The sequence below is a fragment of the Microbacterium azadirachtae genome (genome assembly GCF_000956545.1).
GTDB lineage: Bacteria > Actinomycetota > Actinomycetes > Actinomycetales > Microbacteriaceae > Microbacterium > Microbacterium azadirachtae.
The window spans coordinates 1-16,990 of the sequence record NZ_JYIT01000052.1 but is presented as its reverse complement, the minus strand read 5'-3'; the positions used below and the strand labels follow the sequence as shown (position 1 = coordinate 16,990).

Below are 16,990 nucleotides of genomic sequence, written 5' to 3'. Positions count from 1 at the left end.
TCGGATGAGGACATGCCTCAGTCCCGCGACGGGATGTGCTTGTCCAGCCAGGCGAGCAGATCCGCCCGCACCTCCGCCTGCTGCAGCTCGTTGAAGATCTCGTGGCGCGCATCCGGGTACACGAGCGTCGTCACGTCGCTGAGGCCGGAGCGGTTGCGGTAGTCGTCGGCCAGACGGTGCACGCTGCGCGGCCCGCCGACCGGATCGTCCCGGCCGACCATCAGCAGCACTGGGACGTCGCGCGGATAGTCGCGGTGCGGGCGGCCGTAGAGCCGCACGGCCTCGATCGGGCCGAACAGCTTCAGCAGCGGCACCTCGGTCGTGAGCGGGTCGGCGCGGAACTCCGCCCATACGGCGGGGTCGCGGGACAGCCACTCGAGCCCGTGGGCCTCCGGACCCTTCCACCGGGCGTTGAGCGGCATCGAGTTCAGGTCGCTCGGGGTGCGATGGGCGGATCCGGAGAGGACGACGGCGTCGTACGCGTCGGGGTGCGCGTCGAGCACCATCTGCGAGAGGAACGACCCCCAGGAGTGGCCCAGAAGGACGAGCGGGAGTCCGGGGTTCTCGGCGCGGATCAGCTCCGTGAGGTGCCAGACGTCGGCGACGACCGCCCGCAGTCCGCCGGGACCGAGCCGTCCGAGCCGGGACGCGTCGCCGTGCTGCTTCATGCCGGTGCGCCCGTGTCCGCGGTGGTCGTCGGCGTACACGATGAACCCGGCCGCCGTGAGCTCGGCGATCAGGCTGCCGTAGCGGCCCGCGTGCTCCCCCACGCCGTGCAGGAGCTGGACGACGCCTCTGGGCCTCACGCCGTCGGCGACGGGATGCACGTCGTAGACGATCGCGATGCCGTGTGCGTCGGTGAACTCGGCGGTGCGGGACTCAGCCATGCCCCTGAGTCTACGGATCCGGCACCGCGACCGCGTTCGCGCGTCGGCGGATGACGGGCTCAGAGCCCGAGGGCGGTGCGCACGGCCTGCGCCTCCGCCAGCTCGGTGACCTCGTGCCCGCCGCCGTCGTCGGCCGCGGATCCCATCCGCACCGAGCCGGAGGCCGCCACCGTGCGCTTGGCGGAGAAGTGCAGGGCGTCGACGCCGGTCGCCGCGATCTCGGCGGCGTTCTCGGCAGTGACGCCACTGCCGGCCATCACCTGGATGCGCCCGTCCGCGGCCGCGACCAGAGCGCGCAGCATGTCCCGCCCGTCCCTCGCGGCGGAGGCGCCGCCGGAGGACAGCACCCGGGTGAGCCCGAGCGAGACCGCCGTCCGCAGACCTGCGAGGGGATCCGGCGTCACGTCGATCACGCGGTGCAGGGTGACCTCCGCGTCGGCGCGCACGTCGCGGGCCGCGTCGCGCAGCCGGGCGAGCGCATCCCCGTCCAGGACTCCGTCCACCCTCTGCGCGCCGATCACGACACCCGTCGCGCCGTGCGCGAGCATCCACCGCACGTCGCGCACGGCGGTGGCGATCTCGTCGGCGTCGTAATGGAAGCCGCCCGCGCGCGGGCGCACCAGCACGTGCACCTCGACGTCGGGCCCCGCCCCGCGGGGCGACACTGCCGCCTCGACGGCGAGCTCGAGCGTCGCGGGCGAGGGCGTCAGACCGCCCAGCGCGAGTCCCTGCGTCAGCTCGACGCGGCGGGCGCGGACCTCACGGGCCACCCGCACGCCCGCGAGGTCCTGGACGGCGAGTTCGAGGGCGAGCGGCACCCGTCCATTGTCGTGGCAGCGGGACGCCGGGGGAACGGGCGCGCCGCAATTTGTTCGGCATCTTTCGCATCGACCGCCCGCACTCGCCGGCGTCGAGCACCCCACCTCCCCGAATATTTAGTTAGGCTATCTAAGCGATGGACGACGAGAGACTGCATGAGACCGCATCCGAACTGCGTCTTGCCACGTTCCGCCTCGCCCGCCGGCTGCGTTCGGTGCGGGCGGTGGACAGCCGCAACACCGCGATGAGCGACGCACAGCTCGCCGTGCTGGCGGCGCTGCGCGCGCACGGGAGGCACTCGCTGACGGCGCTCGCCGACCGCGAGCGCGTGACCGCCCCCACGATGAGCGCCGTGGTGACCGGGCTCGAGGAGCAGGGCTACGTCACGCGGATCCCGGACGACCAGGACCGCCGCCGCGTGCACGTCGAGATCACCGCTGCGGGCGAGAAGGTCGTCACCGAGACCTTCGAGCGGCGCACGCGGCTGATCATGACCGAGATCACCGAGCTCGACCTCACGGACGACGAGCTGAGGGTGCTGCACGAGGCGAGCATCCTGATGCGGAAGCTGGCCGAGCTGTGAGCCAGATGTTCCGCTCGTTCGGGGCGTTCAACTACCGGATCTGGTTCTTCGGCGCGATCATCTCCAACATCGGCGGCTGGATGCAGTCCACCGCGCAGGACTGGGTGGTGCTCACCGAGCTCACGCACAACGACGCCACCGCCATGGGCGCCACGATGGCCCTGCAGTTCGGGCCGCCGCTCGTGCTCGTCGGGCTCACCGGCCGCGTCGCCGACCGCTTCGACCGGCGACGCATCCTGCTCGTCACGCAGTCGACCCTCATGGTGCTCGCCCTGTGCGTCGCCGTGCTGCTGCTCACCCACGTCATGACGCTGCCGCTCATGCTCGTGTTCGCCGCGTGCTTCGGCGTCGCGAACGCGTTCGACGCCCCGGCCAGGCAGGCTTTCGTCTCCGACATGGTCTCGATGGAGAACGCCTCGAACGCGGTCGCTCTGAACTCGGCGTCGTTCAACATGGCGCGCCTGATCGGCCCCGCGGTCGGCGGCCTCGCCATCGTCGCCCTCGGATCCGGCTGGGTGTTCGTCACGAACGCGGCCACCTTCCTGGCGATGATCGTGGCGCTGCTGCTCATCCGCACCAGGGAGCTGCTGCCGCGTCCGAAGAACCCCCGGGCCGGGGGTCTCATCGTCGGCCTGCGCTATGTGCGCAGCAGGCCGGATCTGATGGTCGTGTTCGTCATGGTGTTCCTCATCGGCGCATTCGGCATGAACTTCCCGATCTTCGCGTCGACCATGGCGCTCGAGTTCCACAAGCAGGCGGACGGCTACGGCGTGCTCAGCTCGGTGCTCGCGATCGGCTCCCTCACCGGCGCGCTGCTGGCAGCGCGCCGCGATCGGGCCAGGGTTCGGGTGCTCATGCTCGCGGCCGGCGGGTTCGGTGTCGCGTCGCTCATCTCGGCGCAGATGCCCACCTACGTCGCCTACGCGATCACCCTCGTCTTCGTCGGCTTCTCGACCGTGACGATGCTGACGACCGCGAACGGCTACGTGCAGACCACCACGGACCCGGCCCTGCGCGGACGCGTGCTGGCGCTGTACATGGCGGTCGTCATGGGCGCGACGCCGATCGGGGCGCCCATCGCCGGCTGGGTCGCGGACGCGTTCGGCCCGAGGGCGGCGATCTCGGTCGGCGGTGCGGCGGGTCTCGTGGCCTTCGCGATCGGCGCGGGCTGGATGATGTACTCCGGCCGTCTGCACCGGCGGGAGGACGCCCGCTTCCTGCTCGCCCTGGACGAGACGCGCCCCCTGCGGGTGGTCGAGGCGATGCAGCGCGCGGTCACGCCGCCGATCACCAGCGCCACCACGCCGATCCGCACCGAAGCGGGCGGATCCGGCAGGCCCGTCTCCGGCGGTGCGAACGGATCCGGCCCGGAGGACACGGACGCGTGAGCGCCGACGGAGGCCTCGACGACATGCGCGCCCGCCGCTCGCTGCTGCCCGCCCTGGGCGCGCTCTCGGCGTTCGGCCCGCTGTCGATCGACCTGTACATCCCGGCCCTTCCGCAGCTGGGGCGGGACCTGCTGACGACCGAGGCCCTCACGCAGGTGACGATGAGCGCGTGCCTGATCGGCATCGCCGTGGGGCAGCTGCTGTGGGGTCCGGTCAGCGACCGCTACGGTCGCCGTCGTCCGCTGCTGTGGGCGGTGGCCGCCTTCGCGCTGTGCTCGTTCCTGTGCGCTGCGGCGCCGTCGATCGAGCTGCTGATCCTCGTGCGCCTGCTGCAGGGGCTGTGCGGTGCGGCCGGGCTCGCGATCGGGCGCGCGGTCGTGCACGACGTGTTCCACGCGGCGGAGGCGACGGCCGCCTTCGCCGCCCTGACCGCCATCGCGGGAGCCGCACCGGTGCTCGCGCCGCTGATCGGCGGCGGCCTGCTCGCGTTCACGGACTGGCGCGGCCTCTTCCTGGCGCTCGGGGCGATCGGGCTCGCGCTGCTGCTGACGGCCGCCCTGTGCGTGCCCGAGACCCTCGCCACCGCCCAGCGCACCACGGGCGGGCTCGGCAGCGATCTGCGCGGCCTCGGCGCCGCCCTGTCGAACGCCCCGTTCATGGTGTTCGCGATCACGCTGGGGCTCGCCACGGGCGGCTTCTTCACCTATCTGCAGATGTCGTCGTTCGTGCTGCAGCGCGAGTACGGGGTCGGAGCGCAGGGATTCGCCGTCATCTTCGCGGTCAACGCGGGCGGGATCATGCTCGGCGCGTGGATCAGCCGGCGGGTGGCGCGCCGCTCGTCCCGGTCGGCCCCCGACGGCGCCCATGCCGGGATCGCGCGACGACGGCGAGACTCCGGACGCCGGCTCGTGCTCTGGTCGCTCTCGCTCGGCACCGTCGCCGCAGCCGCCGTGCTGCTGAGCGCGCTCCTGCACAGCCCCCTGCCGTGGCTGCTCCCTCCCCTGTTCCTGCTCGTCTCACTGCACGGCGTGAACAACCCGACGCTCACCGCGCTCGCTCTGTCCCGCATCACGCGCGGAGCCGGATCCGCGTCCGCCGTGCTCGGCACCCTGGCTGCGCTGCTCGGCGCCCTGGTGCCGCCGCTGCTGTCGCAGGCGGGGGTGTCGGCGACGCTGATGGGCGCGACCATGCTCGTCGCATTCGCCGCCGCCCTCACCGTGCTGGCTCTCACCGGACGTGTCACGCGCACCGGCGAGTGAGCCCCGTCCGGACGGCCGGACCCGGACGCGGACCGGATCCCGCGAACTTCTTACGAATCCGTGATCTCCGCGCCGTCCGCCCGCGCCGGGTTCCTACGCTGAGGACATGAACGGATCCGCCTGGGGCGTCAGGGCGCGCGCCGCGGCGGCGGGGCTGGCCGCCGCGCTGCTCGGCATCGGCGCGGGCGAACTCGTCGCAACCCTGGTGGCGCCGCAGTCGAGCCCGTTCGCCGTCGTCGGCGGCGTGCTCATCGACGCGGCTCCGGCGTGGGCGAAGGACACCGCGATCGCCCTGTTCGGCACGGGCGACAAGGCGGCGCTGCTCACCGGCATCGCGATCGTGCTCCTCGCCGCGGCGGCCGCGCTCGGCCTCTGCGAGCGGCGCTGGCGGCACCTCGGCGTCGCCGGGTTCGTGGTGCTCGGCGGCGCGGTGTCCCTGCTGGCGCCGCTGCGGGCCGGTGCGGCGACGCTGTCGTGGCTGCCCGCGCTCACGGCGGGGATCGTCGCGGCCCTCACGCTGCGCGCGCTGATGCGGCGCCTCCCCGAGCGCGAGAGGCCTTCCGCGGGGACCGCGCCCGAGAAGCCCTCCGAGGGGACCGCGCCGCAGCACGCCCGAGCCGCAGCCACGCTCCCCGAGGGCACGTCCCGCCGCCGCTTCCTCGCCGGGACGGGCGCGGCCGCGGCGCTCGGCATCCTCGCGACGGTCGCGGCCACGGCGGGGCGAGCAGGGTCCGTCGCGGTCGCCACCGTGCGCAGCGCCCTCCGCCTGCCGAAGCCGGCCGTGCCGGCACCGGCGATCCCCTCCGGCGCCGCACTGCACGTCGACGGGCTCAGCCCGCTGATCACCCCGAACGCCGACTTCTACCGCATCGACACCGCCCTTGTCGTGCCGCAGGTGGATCCGGCGCGCTGGCGGCTGCGGATCCACGGCATGGTCGCCCAGGAGGTGACGCTCACCTGGGACGAGCTGCGCGCGCTGCCCCTCGTCGAGTCGGCGGCGACGCTGTCGTGCGTGTCGAACGAGGTCGGCGGTGACCTCGTCGGCAACGCCGTCTGGCTGGGCTATCCGATCCGCGAGCTGCTGGCGCGGGCGCAGCCGTCGGCCGGCGCCGACATGGTGCTCTCCACCTCGATCGACGGCTTCACGGCCGGCACCCCGCTCGAGGCCCTCACCGACGACCGCGACGCCCTGCTCGCGATCGGCATGAACGGCGAGCCGCTGCCCCTCGAGCACGGCTTCCCCGTGCGGATGGTGGTGCCCGGCCTGTACGGCTACGTCTCCGCGACGAAGTGGGTCACCGACCTGGAGGTGACGCGGTTCGATCGCGCCACCGCCTACTGGACCTCGCGCGGCTGGTCCGACCACGGACCGATCAAGCTCGAATCGCGCATCGACGTGCCCCGGGCCGGGCAGGCGGTGCGCGCCGGCGAGACGACGATCGCGGGGGTCGCCTGGCAGCCGCACGTCGGCGTCTCGGCGGTGGAGGTGCAGGTCGACGACGGTCCGTGGCAGACCGCGGAGCTCGCGCCGGCGATCTCCGCCGACACCTGGGTGCAGTGGCGGGTGCCCTGGCGCGCGGCCGCGGGGCAGCACACGCTCCGCTGCCGCGCGACGGGCGCCGACGGCACCGTCCAGACCGCGACCGTCGCTCCCCCGGCCCCCGACGGCGCGACGGGCTGGCACACGGTCGGCGTGACGGTGAGCTCCTGACCGCCCGGCGCCACCCGCCGCTCCCCCGCGCGAATCCTCACGGAATCCATACGCTTCACTTCCTTCACGAATTCGTGAAATCGGCGTAGCATCGCCGCCATGAACACGATCATCCGCACCGACGGCCTCACCAAGCACTACGGCCGCGTGCATGCGCTCGACGGACTGGACCTCAGCGTCGACGAGGGCCAGGTGCACGGCTTCCTCGGCCCGAACGGGGCCGGCAAGTCCACCACGATCCGGATCCTGCTGGGCCTCGCGCGCAAGACGGGCGGATCCGCGACCGTCTTCGGCCAGGATCCCTGGCACGATGCGGTGCAGATCCACCGGCGGGTGGCCTACGTCCCCGGCGACGTGAGCGTCTGGCCGAACCTCTCCGGCGGAGAGGCCATCGACTTCCTCGCGCGCCTGCGCGGCGCCCGCACGAAAGACACGGCCTATCGCACCGAGCGGGAGCGCCTGACGACGGCGTTCCAGTTCGACCCGCGCAAGAAGGGCCGCGCGTACTCGAAGGGCAACCGGCAGAAGGTCGCGCTCATCGCGGCGTTCGCCGTCCCCGCCGATCTCTACATCCTCGACGAGCCGACGAGCGGACTGGATCCGCTCATGGAGGTCGTGTTCCGGGACGAGGTGCAGCGGATCCGCCGCGGCGGAGCCACCGTGCTGCTGTCCAGCCACATCCTCTCCGAGGTCGAGCTGCTGTGCGACCGGGTCAGCATCATCCGCGCAGGGCGCATCGTCGAATCGGGAACCCTGCAGGAGCTGCGCCACCTCACCCGCACCGAGGTGTCGTTCGAGGCGGCGGACGCTTCCGCCCTCGCCGGCATCCCCGGCGCCCACGACGGCACGCTCGACGACGGCCGGGCCCGGTTCACCGTCGACAGCGACGACATCCCCTCGGTGCTGCCGGTGCTCGCGCAGCGCAGCGTCGCCGGGCTGCGCATCGAGCCGCCCTCTCTCGAAGAGCTGTTCCTGCGGCACTACGGAGACGACCTCGCCGCCCTCCGTGCCGCCGAGGACGCAGGGTCGACGGGCGGCGGGACCCGCGCGTCCCGCCGCGCCGCCATCAAGGAGTCCTGATGCTCGCCACACTGCTGAAGCAGCGCCTGCGCCGAGACTGGCTGCAGCTGCTGCTCTGGATCCTCGCGACCGTGCTCATGGCGTACGCGGGCTTCGCGGGCGTCACCCAGTCGTACGCCACCCTCAAGGACCGTGTCGAGGTGCTGGCGGCCGTGATGGCGAACCCGGTGATCATGATGTTCCGCGGGCTCCCCTCGGGCGCCTCGGAAGGTCAGTTCCTCTCCTTCGAGATCCTGCCGTGGCTGACGATGCTCGCCGCCCTCATGAGCACCTTCCTCGCCGTCCGGCACACCCGCGGCGACGAGGAGGCAGGCCGTGCCGAGCTCGTCGCGGCCACCGCCGTCGGCCGGGCGCTGCCGACCATCGCGACGATCGTCCACGGCGTGGCGGCGAACCTCGTGCTCGGCGTGCTGGTGGCCCTCGCGCTGCTCGGCTCGAAGCTCGAGCCCGCCGGATCCTGGCTCATGGGCGCGACGTCCGCGACGACCGGGATCGCCTTCCTCGGGATCGGGCTCATCGCCGCGCAGCTCATGCGCACCTCGCGCGGTGCGAACGCCCTGACGGTGTGGATCCTCGTCGGCACGTTCCTGATCAACGGGATCGGCAACGTCGCGGGCACGCCGAGCGACGACCTCACGCGCATCAGCAGCTCCGGGCTGGTGTGGGCCTCGCCGTTCGGCTGGGCCGAGCAGGCGCGCCCCTACGACACGAACGACGGGTGGCCGGCGCTCCTCGGCCTCGCGTTCGGCCTCGCGCTCGCGGTGGTCGCCGTGGCGCTGCAGTCGGCGCGCGACATCGGCGAGGGCTTCGTCCCCGCGCGCCCCGGCCGGGTGCACGCGCGTCCGGCGCTGTCCTCCCCGCACGCCCTCGTCTGGCGGCTGACGAACGGCGCCATCGTCGGCTGGGCCGTCGGCGGCGCGCTCACCGGCATCCTGGCGACGAAGCTCTCCGGCCTCGCGGGCCAGATCTCCGGGCAGAACCCCGCCGTGCAGCAGCTCCTGGAGAAGATCGGCAAGGCCGGGAACCTCGAGGAGACGGTGGTGTCGGTGTTCTTCACGATGCTCGGGATCCTGGCCGCCTGCGCCGCTGTGCAGATCGTGGCACGAGTCCGGCAGGAGGAGGCGCACGGCACCGCCGAGATCGTGCTGGCGCAGCCGGTGAGCCGGGTGCGGTGGCTGGCCGACCACCTGCTCGTGGCGACCGCCGCGATCGCGATCGTCGTGGCCGCCGCGATGCTCGCCGCCTACGCCGGTCTCGCCGGCAACGCGCACGCGTCGTCGCTCGCTCGGGTCGTCACCGTGGTCGGACTCGGGCAGGGCCTCGCCGCCTGCGTGTTCATCGTGCTCACCGGGCTCGTCTTCGTGCTGCTGCCCCGCGGCACGATCGGGATCGCGTGGGCGCTCGTGCTGCTGGCGACGGTGTTCGGGCTCTTCGGCCCGCTGTTCGGGCTGCCCGAGTGGACCACACGGTTCTCGCCGTTCTCCGTCGCGCCCATCGTCACCGACGGCGACACGGATCTGCGCGGCACGTGGTGGCTGGTGCTCGTGGTCGCCGCGGGGGCGGCCGCGTCGCTCGCCCTGATGCGCCGTCGCGAGCTCCAGACCGCGGGATGATGGGGTCATGAACGCGCACGCTCCGGAGCCGCCCGTGCACCACGGCGTGGACGCGGCGGAGGAAGCCGCGGCGATGATCACCGCCGTCGGCTTCCCCCGCATGCCCGGCCGCGTGATGATGGCGCTCATCGCCGCCCCTGCGGAGGGGTACAGCGCGGCGGATCTCGCGGACAGGCTCGGCATCAGCGCCGCGGCCGTGTCGGGCGCCGTCCGCTATCTCCAGACGATCCAGGTCATCCGCCGCGTCTCGCGCCCCGACCGCCGCCGCGACCACTACGTCATCATCCCCGACACCTGGTACGGGCTGATGACGAACAACGGCCCGATCTACGAGCGGCTCGCCGCGCACATCGAGGCGATCGGCGCGGAGCACGACGACGACCACGCGGCGCGGGGGCGCGCCGCCGAGATGGCGGAGTTCTTCCGCTTCATGGCGCGCCGGATGCCCGAGCTCGTCGACGAGTGGGAGGCCTTCCGGGCGGAGCACCACCCACCGGCCTGACCCGGTCCCGCCTGCCGCGTGTCCGTTCCCCGGATTGCCCCTCCGTCCGGTGTGCCGGCCGTCTCGGACGGGCGCAAGGGTGGGTGCGGCCATGCCGCGATGCGGTGCCGAAGCCGGGCGCGGCCCGCACGGCGCACCGCCTCCCACGCCGAGACCCCCACGTGACGTCGAAACCCCCACGCCGCAGCGACTGCGTGTGGGGGTTTCGACGCGCCGCGGGGGTCTCGGCGAGATCGGGCGGGCCCTACCGAGCCGGCGCCCGGCCGCGGGGTCAGCCCTCGAGCACCAGGCGGAGCTGCTCGAGCGCCCAGTCGAGCTCGGTCGCGCGCACCACGATGGGCGGCGCGATGCGGATCGTCTGGCCGTGCGTGTCCTTGACCAGCACCCCGCGATCGAGGAGCCTCTCGGCCACCTCGCGTCCGGTCCCGCGGGTCGGGTCGATGTCGACGCCCGCCCACAGCCCGGCGACGCGCACCGCGGTGACGCCCTGGCCGATGAGCGACTCCAGGCCCTCGCGCAGATGCTCGCCGAGCGCCTTCGCGCGCTCCTGGAACTCGCCGGAGGACAGCATCTCCACGGCCCGCAGCCCGACGGCCGCGGCGAGCGGATTGCCGCCGAACGTGGATCCGTGCTCGCCGGGGCGGATCACGCCCAGCACGTCCTCGTTCCCGACGACCGCCGAGACGGGCAGGATCCCGCCGCCCAGTGCCTTGCCGAGGAGGTAGAGATCGGGCACGACGCCCTCGCGATCGCAGGCGAACGTCTCGCCCACCCGGCCGAGGCCGGACTGGATCTCGTCCGCGACGAACAGCACGTTCCGCTCGTCGCAGATCTCGCGGATCCGGCGCAGGTAGCCCTCGGGCGGGATGATCACGCCGCCCTCGCCCTGGATCGGCTCGATCAGCACCGCGACGGTGTCGTCGGTGATCGCCGCGGCGATCGCCTCCGCGTCGCCGTAGGGCACCGCGTCGAAGCCCGGCGTGAAGGGGCCGAAGCCGTCGCGGGCGGACTCATCGTCGCTGAAGCCGACGATGGTGGTCGTGCGACCGTGGAAGTTGCCCTGCGCGACGATGATGCGCGCCGCGTCGGGCCGCACGCCCTTGACCCGGTATCCCCAGGCGCGCGCGACCTTGATGCCGGTCTCCACGGCCTCGGCGCCGGTGTTCATCGGCAGCACCAGGTCCTTGCCGCACAGCTCGGCCAGGGCGGCGGCGAACGGCTCGAGCCGGTCGCTGCGGAACGCCCGGCTGGTGAGCGCGACGCGCCCCAGCTGCTCTTCGAGCGCCGCCACGAGAGCGGGGTGGCGGTGGCCGAAGTTGACCGCGGAATAGGCGGCGAGCAGGTCGAGGTAGCGCTTGCCCTCGACGTCGGTCACCCAGGCGCCCTCGCCGCGCGCGATGGTCACGTCGAGCGGCGCGTAGTTGCGGGCGACATGGGGCTCCGTCGAGGAGGCGGCCGAGTCGGCCGTGAGCTCTGCGGCGGCTGTCACTTGGCACCGCGCAGTTCGAGGGTGCAGCACTTGATGCCGCCGCCGCCGAGCAGCAGCTCGCTGAGGTCGACGGTGAGCGGGTTGTAGCCGCGCTCGCGCAGCTGCTTCTCGAAGCCGGTGGCACGCGGCGAGATGATGACGTTGTAGCCGTCGCTCGCGGAGTTCAGCCCGAAGACGGCGCCGTCCTCGTCCGAGACCAGGATCGCGTCCGGGAAGCGCTCCTCGAGGATCGCCCGGCTCGCGTCGTCGAAGGCGTGCGGCAGGTAGGCGATGTTGGCGCTCGCCGGTCCGCCGTTCTCCTCGCCGACGACCGGATCCAGCACCGTCAGCGCGGTGTCGAGGTGGTAGAAACGCGGGTCGACGAGCGTGAGCGTCACGACCTCGCGGCCGAACACCTCGCTCACCTCGCGGTGGCTGTCGCCGGCCGAGCGGAAGCCGGTGCCGGCGAGGATCACGTCGCCCGCGAGCAGGAAGTCGCCCTCGCCCTCGTTGATCTCCTTCGGCAGCACGGTGTCGAAGCCGTTCGCGCGGAACCAGTCGGCGAACGCCGGGGCCTCGCCCTGGCGCTGCTCGTAGTAGAACGAGGGCACGTAGGCGCGGCCGTCGATGACGAAGCCGCCGTTGGCGGTGTAGACCATGTCGGGGTAGCCGGCGAGCGGCTCGATGAGCTCCACCTCGTGGCCCAGCTCGAGGTACAGGTCGTAGAGCTTCTGCCACTGCGCGACGGCCTTCGCGGTGTCGGTCGGGTTCGCCGGCTCCATCCACGGGTTGATGCTGTAGTTCACCGTGAAGTGCTCCGGCTTGCACATCAGGTACCGGCGGTGGTGCGCGGTGCGGGTGGGCGTGGCGGCCGTGGCGGTCTCGGGCGTCGACATGAGGCTCCTCAGAATCTCCGGTAGCGGCGGACGCTGTCCTCAGGCCCGGCGGTCCTTCGATCCGTTGTGCGGAGAAGATGCGACACGGGCACGCCGCCGTCCATTGTCGCACCCGAGCCTGAGCGTGGCCAGATCGCCGGGCCGCTCAGATGACCTCGGCGCTCCAGTCGTCCGGGTTCCCGTAGCGGTGGGCGGTGATCGCGATCGCCTGCTCGTGCAGGAACGGCAGCAGCTCGATCCGCCCGGCCGTGGTGACCTCGCCCGCGAAGATCGCGAGATCCGGATCCCCCTGCACGGCCTCGGCGAGCGCGGCGTGCAGGGCCGCCACGTCGTCGGGCGCCCCCACGATGCGCACCCGGTCGGCGCGCGGCAGCGGCCGGGCCTCGTCGCCGGGCTCCGCCTCGCTCTCCGTCGGCTTCGGCGAGGGGAGGCGAAGGGATCCTTCGGGATCCGGCACCGGCGGGGCGGTGAAGCGCTGGATCCACTGCGCGTCGGTCTCGACGAAGACGGTGACCCCGGCCTCGCCCAGCACGCGCCGCACCGCGGCGGGCAGGCCGACCGGGGACGAGAGCGTGAACGCGCCGCCGCCGCGGATCGCCGCGATCGCCACACGCAGCAGGGCGCGCAGGGGGGCTTCGCCGGTCGCCCTCACGGCGACCGGAACGGGGCGGTAGCGGAAGAGATTGCGCTCCACGCCCAGTCGCGACACGTCCCGCACCCGCCCGAACTCGCGGTCCCAGGCGAGCGCGTCGGAGAGCGCCGCGCGGCGCAGCCATTCGAACGCGGTGTAGTCGAGCGACGGCTGGGCCGACTCGATCAGGGCGGTGATCCGCGAATCGAGTCCGCGCAGGTGCAGCGTGGTGGATCCGCTGCCGCCGGTGTCCCGCCACGTGCCGAGGCCGAGGAGGTGGTTGGGGCCGCCCGCCTTCGCGCCGCCGCCGACCGAGGAGCGCTTCCAGCCGCCGAACGGCTGGCGCTGCACGATGGCGCCGGTGATGCCGCGGTTGACGTAGAGGTTCCCCGCCTGCACGCGGTCGAGCCAGAGCGCGAGGTCGTCGGGGTCCTGGGTGTGCAGGCCGGCGGTGAGGCCGTACTCCACGGCGTTCTGCAGCTCGATCGCGCGGGCGAGCGTGGGCGCGTGCATGATGCCCAGCACGGGGCCGAAGAACTCCTCCCGGTGGAAGCGCGACCCCGGCTGCACGCCGATCCGGATCCCGGGGCTCCACAGCCGGCCACCGGATCCGGGCACCTCCTGCGGCTTCAGGAGCCACTTCTCGTCCGGCCCGAGCTCGGTGAGCGCCCAGAGCAGCTTGCCCTGCGGGGGCTCGATCACGGGGCCGACCTCGGTGCGCGGATCGTCGGGCCAGCCGACGTGCAGGGACCGGGTCGCGTCGAGCAGCTGCCGCGCGAAGCGCTGCGAGCGCCCGATGGGTCCCACCAGGATGGCGAGCGACGCCGCCGAGCACTTCTGCCCGGCGTGCGCGAAGGCGCTGCGCACGAGATCCGCCACCGCGAGGTCCAGGTCCGCCGACGGGGCGATCACGAGCGCGTTCTTGCCGCTGGTCTCGGCGTGCAGCGGCAGGTCGTGCCGCCAGCTGCGGAACAGGGCCGCCGTCTCGAAGGACCCGGTGAGGATCACCCGGTCGACGTCGGGGTGGGCGATGAGGTCGCGGCCGAGGTCCGCCTCGGAGATGTCGACGAACGCGAGCAGGTCCCGCGGGATGCCCGCGTCCCAGAGCGCGGCGGTGATCACCGCCGCCGAGCGCCGCGCCTGCGGGGCCGGCTTGAACACGACGCCGGATCCGGCGGCGAGCGCGGCGAGCACCCCGCCGGCGGGGATCGACAGCGGGAAGTTCCACGGCGGCGCGACGACGGTGAGCCGGGACGGCACGAAGGCGGCGCCCGGCACGGCGTCGAGCTCCCTCGCCCGCGCCGCGTAGTAGCGCGCGAAGTCGACGGCCTCGCTCACCTCGATGTCGCCCTCGGAGAGGATCTTGCCGGTCTCTGCGGCGGCGACCTCGATGAGCTCCGCCCGGCGGGACTCGAGCACGGTGGCGGCGCGGAGCAGCACCTCGCCGCGCTCGGCGGCGGGGCGGGATCCCCAGTCCGCGGCCGCGACACGGACGCGCGCGACGATGCGGTCGAGCTCCGCGGGGTCGGTGACGAGGGCGCTGCGAACGAGCCCCTCCCCGGCCGTGCTGCCCTCGATGCGCGCGAGGATCCCGCGGGCCCACTCCCGGTTCGCGGGGAGGGACGGGTCGCTGTCGGGGGTGTTGCGGAAGCCGGGGGCGCCGGCGGCGACCGCGGAGTCGTCCTCGCGCGCGGCGAAGACGGCGGTCTCCACGAACGTGTCGCCGGGGTCGACGGCCTCGGCGATGCCCAGCACCGCCTGCGTGAGCGCCGCGGCCTCGGTGTCCGGATCCGTGGTGAGCGCCGCCGACTCGTGCACGGGGGCGAGACGGTTCTGCCGGCGGCGCGGACCGGTCGGCAGCCCGGGGTCGGCGGAGCGCTCGAGCGAGAGCGCGAACCGGTTGATCTCGCGGTCGAGCAGGTCGGGCTCCTCGTGCAGGCGGAACGCCGCCGAGAGGAAGTTCTCCTTGGACGCGTTCTCCTCGAGCCGCCGCACGAGGTAGCTGATGGCGACGTCGAACTCGCGCGGCTTCACCACGGGCACGTACAGGAGCACGTGCCCGACCTCGCGGCTCACGGCCTCGACCTGCCCCTGCGCCATGCCGAGCAGCATCTCGAACTCGAGAGGCGCGGAGGCGGATCCGGGCGCTCCTCCCGCCGGGCCGTCCGTGCCGTCGAGCGCGACCGGGTCGGGCCGCACGCCGCGGTCGCCCGCGAGCAGCCAGGCGTAGGCGATGTCGAAGAGGTTGTGCCCGGCGACGCCGATGCGCACCGCCCGCACGGATTCGGGCGTGAGCGCCGCGTCGAGGCAGCGCAGGTAGTTCGCGTCGGTGTCGATCTTGGTGTCGTAGGGCGCGGGCGTCCATCCGTGCAGCGCGGCCTCGACGCGCTCCATCGCGAGGTTGGCGCCCTTCACCAGCCGCACCTTGATCGGGGCGCCGCCGTGGTCGACGCGGTCCTTCGCCCAGGCGGTGAGCTCGCGGAGCGCCGGAAGCGCGTCGGGCAGGTAGGCCTGCAGCACGATGCCGGCCTCGAGGTCCTTCAGCCGCGGATCCTCCATGATGCGGGTGAACACCGCGATCGTGAGGTCGAGGTCGCGGTACTCCTCCATGTCGAGGTTGATGAAGGTCGGGACGGAGCCCGCCCCAGGCGCCGCGGCCGTGAGGTAGAGGGGCATCAGCCGCGCGGCGACCTGCTCGACGACCTCATCGAACGCCCACATCGAGATGCGGCTCACCACCGACGACACCTTCACCGAGACGTAGTCGACGTCGTCCCGGCGGATCAGCTCGTGGATCCCGTCCAGGCGGCGCTGCGCCTCGTCCTCGCCGAGCACCGCCTCGCCGAGCAGGTTGAGGTTGAGCCGCGCGCCGCCCGCGCGCAGCTTCGCGATCGCCGGTCCCAGCTTGGCGGGGCGGGCGTCGGCGATGAGATGGCCGACCATCTCGCGCAGCACGGTGCGTGCGATCGGCACGGTCGGAGCCGGGAGGCCCGGGGCGACCAGACCGCCGGCGCGCACCGCGGCGCGCAGGTACCAGGGCAGGAATCCCGGCACGAGCGGCGCCACCCGGTGCAGGCCGGACGCCGCGGCGCCGAGGCTCTCGGGGCGCATCACGTCGTCGACGAAGCCGAGCGTGAACGACAGGCCGTGCGGATCCCGCAGCACGGCGGCCAGGCGCTCCGCTGCCGGATCCGCCTGCGACTGGGCGGCCTCGTCGATCCAGCGCTGGGCGAGGGCCACGGCCTTGCGGGCGCGCTCGGTCTGTGCGGCGTGCAGCCACTGCGGCATGTGCGTGCGGTCCTCCCTCTCGCGCTGTCGGGTGGGCGCGCGAGTGCTCACTCCCAGCATGGCGCTCTCCGGCCCGCAGAAAGGGGCGGCACGCCCGCCCGCGCACCCTGAATATGCTGTACGCGTGGGGGAACGGGACGAGCCGCTGCCGGCGTCGCGCGAGGAGGCCGACGCGGCCACGCGCGCGGCATCCGAGGCGCGGATCACGGCCTGGGCCCGCAAGATGGCCGACCGCGTGCCGACGGCCTGGTTCGTCAGCGGCGCCGGCGCCGTGCTGCTCGCCTCGACGGCCGCGTTCGGGGGCCTTGCGGACGTGCCGGTGCCGAAGCCGCCGAAGCTCCACGCCGGAGAGCACTACGTCGGATCCGACCTCGACATGTCGGTGGTCAGCGCGGCCATCGGAGGCGAGGTGCGCGGCACCGGCCTCTCCCCCGCCGCCGGGCAGCGCACGCTCGTCGTCGTGCTCGACGTCACGAACGAGTTCTCCAAGCCCCGGTCCGCCTCGGCCAAGGACGCGCTCAAGGGCGTCACGGTCAAGGACGTGGCCGTGCAGGGGTTCAGCCCGGACCGCACGGTGGACGGCAGCAGCGTCTCCTTCCTTCAGCCCGGGGTGGCGACGCGCGTGCGGATCTCCTGGCTGGTGGACGCGGACGACGTCGCCCCCGGGGACGAGATCCAGGTCCTCCTGCCCGATTCGACGCACTTCGTGGGCGAGCTCTTCACCCGCGGCGACTACTGGGCCGACATCCGGACCGGCGCGTACGTCACGGTCGGCGTCGACGAGCTGCCCGCCGAGGACGAGGTGACGTGGGCACGATGACGGACGACGCGACCCCCATCCGGCGGGGTTGGTGGCGCAGCAACC

General features: G+C 73.2%; 13 protein-coding genes. 8 read left to right on the top strand and 5 right to left on the bottom strand.

Features of this window, described 5'->3' with window-relative positions:
- Positions 1 to 17: 17 nt before the first annotated feature.
- Both RL72_RS02335 and RL72_RS02330 read right to left on the bottom strand, forming a co-directional pair.
- Positions 18 to 887, bottom strand: a complete 870-nt coding sequence (locus tag RL72_RS02335; RefSeq protein ID WP_045249197.1) for an alpha/beta fold hydrolase — start codon at positions 885 to 887, stop codon at positions 18 to 20.
- Positions 888 to 946: 59 nt separating this feature from the next.
- On the bottom strand, positions 947 to 1,705 hold the full coding sequence (locus tag RL72_RS02330) for a copper homeostasis protein CutC (protein WP_045249196.1): 759 nt from the start codon (positions 1,703 to 1,705) through the stop codon (positions 947 to 949).
- 137 nt (positions 1,706 to 1,842) lie between these two features.
- On the opposite strand from RL72_RS02330, the gene RL72_RS02325 reads away from it, so the two are divergent.
- The 7 genes from RL72_RS02325 to RL72_RS02295 all read left to right on the top strand — a co-directional run bounded on the left by RL72_RS02325 (position 1,843) and on the right by RL72_RS02295 (position 9,842).
- Positions 1,843 to 2,289, top strand: coding sequence for a MarR family winged helix-turn-helix transcriptional regulator (locus RL72_RS02325; RefSeq protein WP_045249195.1), 447 nt, complete (start codon positions 1,843 to 1,845; stop codon positions 2,287 to 2,289).
- Positions 2,290 to 2,294: 5 nt separating this feature from the next.
- Complete coding sequence (locus tag RL72_RS02320; protein WP_082071972.1) at positions 2,295 to 3,677, top strand: MFS transporter; 1,383 nt, start codon at positions 2,295 to 2,297, stop codon at positions 3,675 to 3,677.
- On the top strand, positions 3,674 to 4,936 hold the full coding sequence (locus RL72_RS02315; protein ID WP_052674133.1) for a Bcr/CflA family efflux MFS transporter: 1,263 nt from the start codon (positions 3,674 to 3,676) through the stop codon (positions 4,934 to 4,936). Before RL72_RS02320 ends, RL72_RS02315 begins: the two co-directional genes overlap by 4 nt.
- A gap of 106 nt (positions 4,937 to 5,042) precedes the next feature.
- Complete coding sequence (locus RL72_RS02310) at positions 5,043 to 6,647, top strand: molybdopterin-dependent oxidoreductase (RefSeq protein WP_045249194.1); 1,605 nt, start codon at positions 5,043 to 5,045, stop codon at positions 6,645 to 6,647.
- Positions 6,648 to 6,746: 99 nt separating this feature from the next.
- Positions 6,747 to 7,727, top strand: coding sequence for an ABC transporter ATP-binding protein (locus tag RL72_RS02305; protein WP_211256010.1), 981 nt, complete (start codon positions 6,747 to 6,749; stop codon positions 7,725 to 7,727).
- On the top strand, positions 7,727 to 9,340 hold the full coding sequence (locus tag RL72_RS02300; protein ID WP_045249193.1) for an ABC transporter permease: 1,614 nt from the start codon (positions 7,727 to 7,729) through the stop codon (positions 9,338 to 9,340). Before RL72_RS02305 ends, RL72_RS02300 begins: the two co-directional genes overlap by 1 nt.
- A 7-nt stretch (positions 9,341 to 9,347) precedes the next feature.
- Complete coding sequence (locus tag RL72_RS02295; RefSeq protein ID WP_045249192.1) at positions 9,348 to 9,842, top strand: GbsR/MarR family transcriptional regulator; 495 nt, start codon at positions 9,348 to 9,350, stop codon at positions 9,840 to 9,842.
- Positions 9,843 to 10,113: 271 nt separating this feature from the next.
- Here RL72_RS02295 and rocD read toward each other — a convergent pair whose 3' ends face one another.
- The 3 genes from rocD to RL72_RS02280 all read right to left on the bottom strand — a co-directional run bounded on the left by rocD (position 10,114) and on the right by RL72_RS02280 (position 16,125).
- Entirely contained in the window at positions 10,114 to 11,331 is a 1,218-nt protein-coding gene (gene rocD, locus RL72_RS02290) for an ornithine--oxo-acid transaminase (protein WP_045249191.1), read from the bottom strand.
- Positions 11,328 to 12,206 (bottom strand): dimethylargininase, encoded by an 879-nt coding sequence (ddaH, locus tag RL72_RS02285; protein WP_045249190.1) that lies wholly within the window; start codon positions 12,204 to 12,206, stop codon positions 11,328 to 11,330. Before ddaH ends, rocD begins: the two co-directional genes overlap by 4 nt.
- A 145-nt stretch (positions 12,207 to 12,351) precedes the next feature.
- Entirely contained in the window at positions 12,352 to 16,125 is a 3,774-nt protein-coding gene (locus tag RL72_RS02280) for a proline dehydrogenase family protein (protein ID WP_045249189.1), read from the bottom strand.
- Between the two features lie 124 nt (positions 16,126 to 16,249).
- Between RL72_RS02280 and RL72_RS02275 the strand changes: the two genes are divergently transcribed.
- Positions 16,250 to 16,945, top strand: coding sequence for a hypothetical protein (locus RL72_RS02275; protein ID WP_045249188.1), 696 nt, complete (start codon positions 16,250 to 16,252; stop codon positions 16,943 to 16,945).
- Positions 16,946 to 16,990 lie beyond the last annotated feature (45 nt).

Excerpts from the sequence above, each read along its gene's own strand:
- RL72_RS02280 (WP_045249189.1), bottom strand. The coding sequence starts at position 16,125 with ATGCCGCAGTGGCTGCACGCCGCACAGACCGAGCGCGCCCGCAAGGCC.
- RL72_RS02295 (WP_045249192.1), top strand. The coding sequence starts at position 9,348 with ATGAACGCGCACGCTCCGGAGCCGCCCGTGCACCACGGCGTGGACGCG.
- RL72_RS02320 (WP_082071972.1), top strand. The coding sequence starts at position 2,295 with ATGTTCCGCTCGTTCGGGGCGTTCAACTACCGGATCTGGTTCTTCGGC.
- RL72_RS02305 (WP_211256010.1), top strand. The coding sequence starts at position 6,747 with ATGAACACGATCATCCGCACCGACGGCCTCACCAAGCACTACGGCCGC.
- RL72_RS02310 (WP_045249194.1), top strand. The coding sequence starts at position 5,043 with ATGAACGGATCCGCCTGGGGCGTCAGGGCGCGCGCCGCGGCGGCGGGG.
- RL72_RS02325 (WP_045249195.1), top strand. The coding sequence starts at position 1,843 with ATGGACGACGAGAGACTGCATGAGACCGCATCCGAACTGCGTCTTGCC.
- RL72_RS02335 (WP_045249197.1), bottom strand. The coding sequence starts at position 887 with ATGGCTGAGTCCCGCACCGCCGAGTTCACCGACGCACACGGCATCGCG.
- ddaH (WP_045249190.1), bottom strand. The coding sequence starts at position 12,206 with ATGTCGACGCCCGAGACCGCCACGGCCGCCACGCCCACCCGCACCGCG.
- RL72_RS02300 (WP_045249193.1), top strand. The coding sequence starts at position 7,727 with ATGCTCGCCACACTGCTGAAGCAGCGCCTGCGCCGAGACTGGCTGCAG.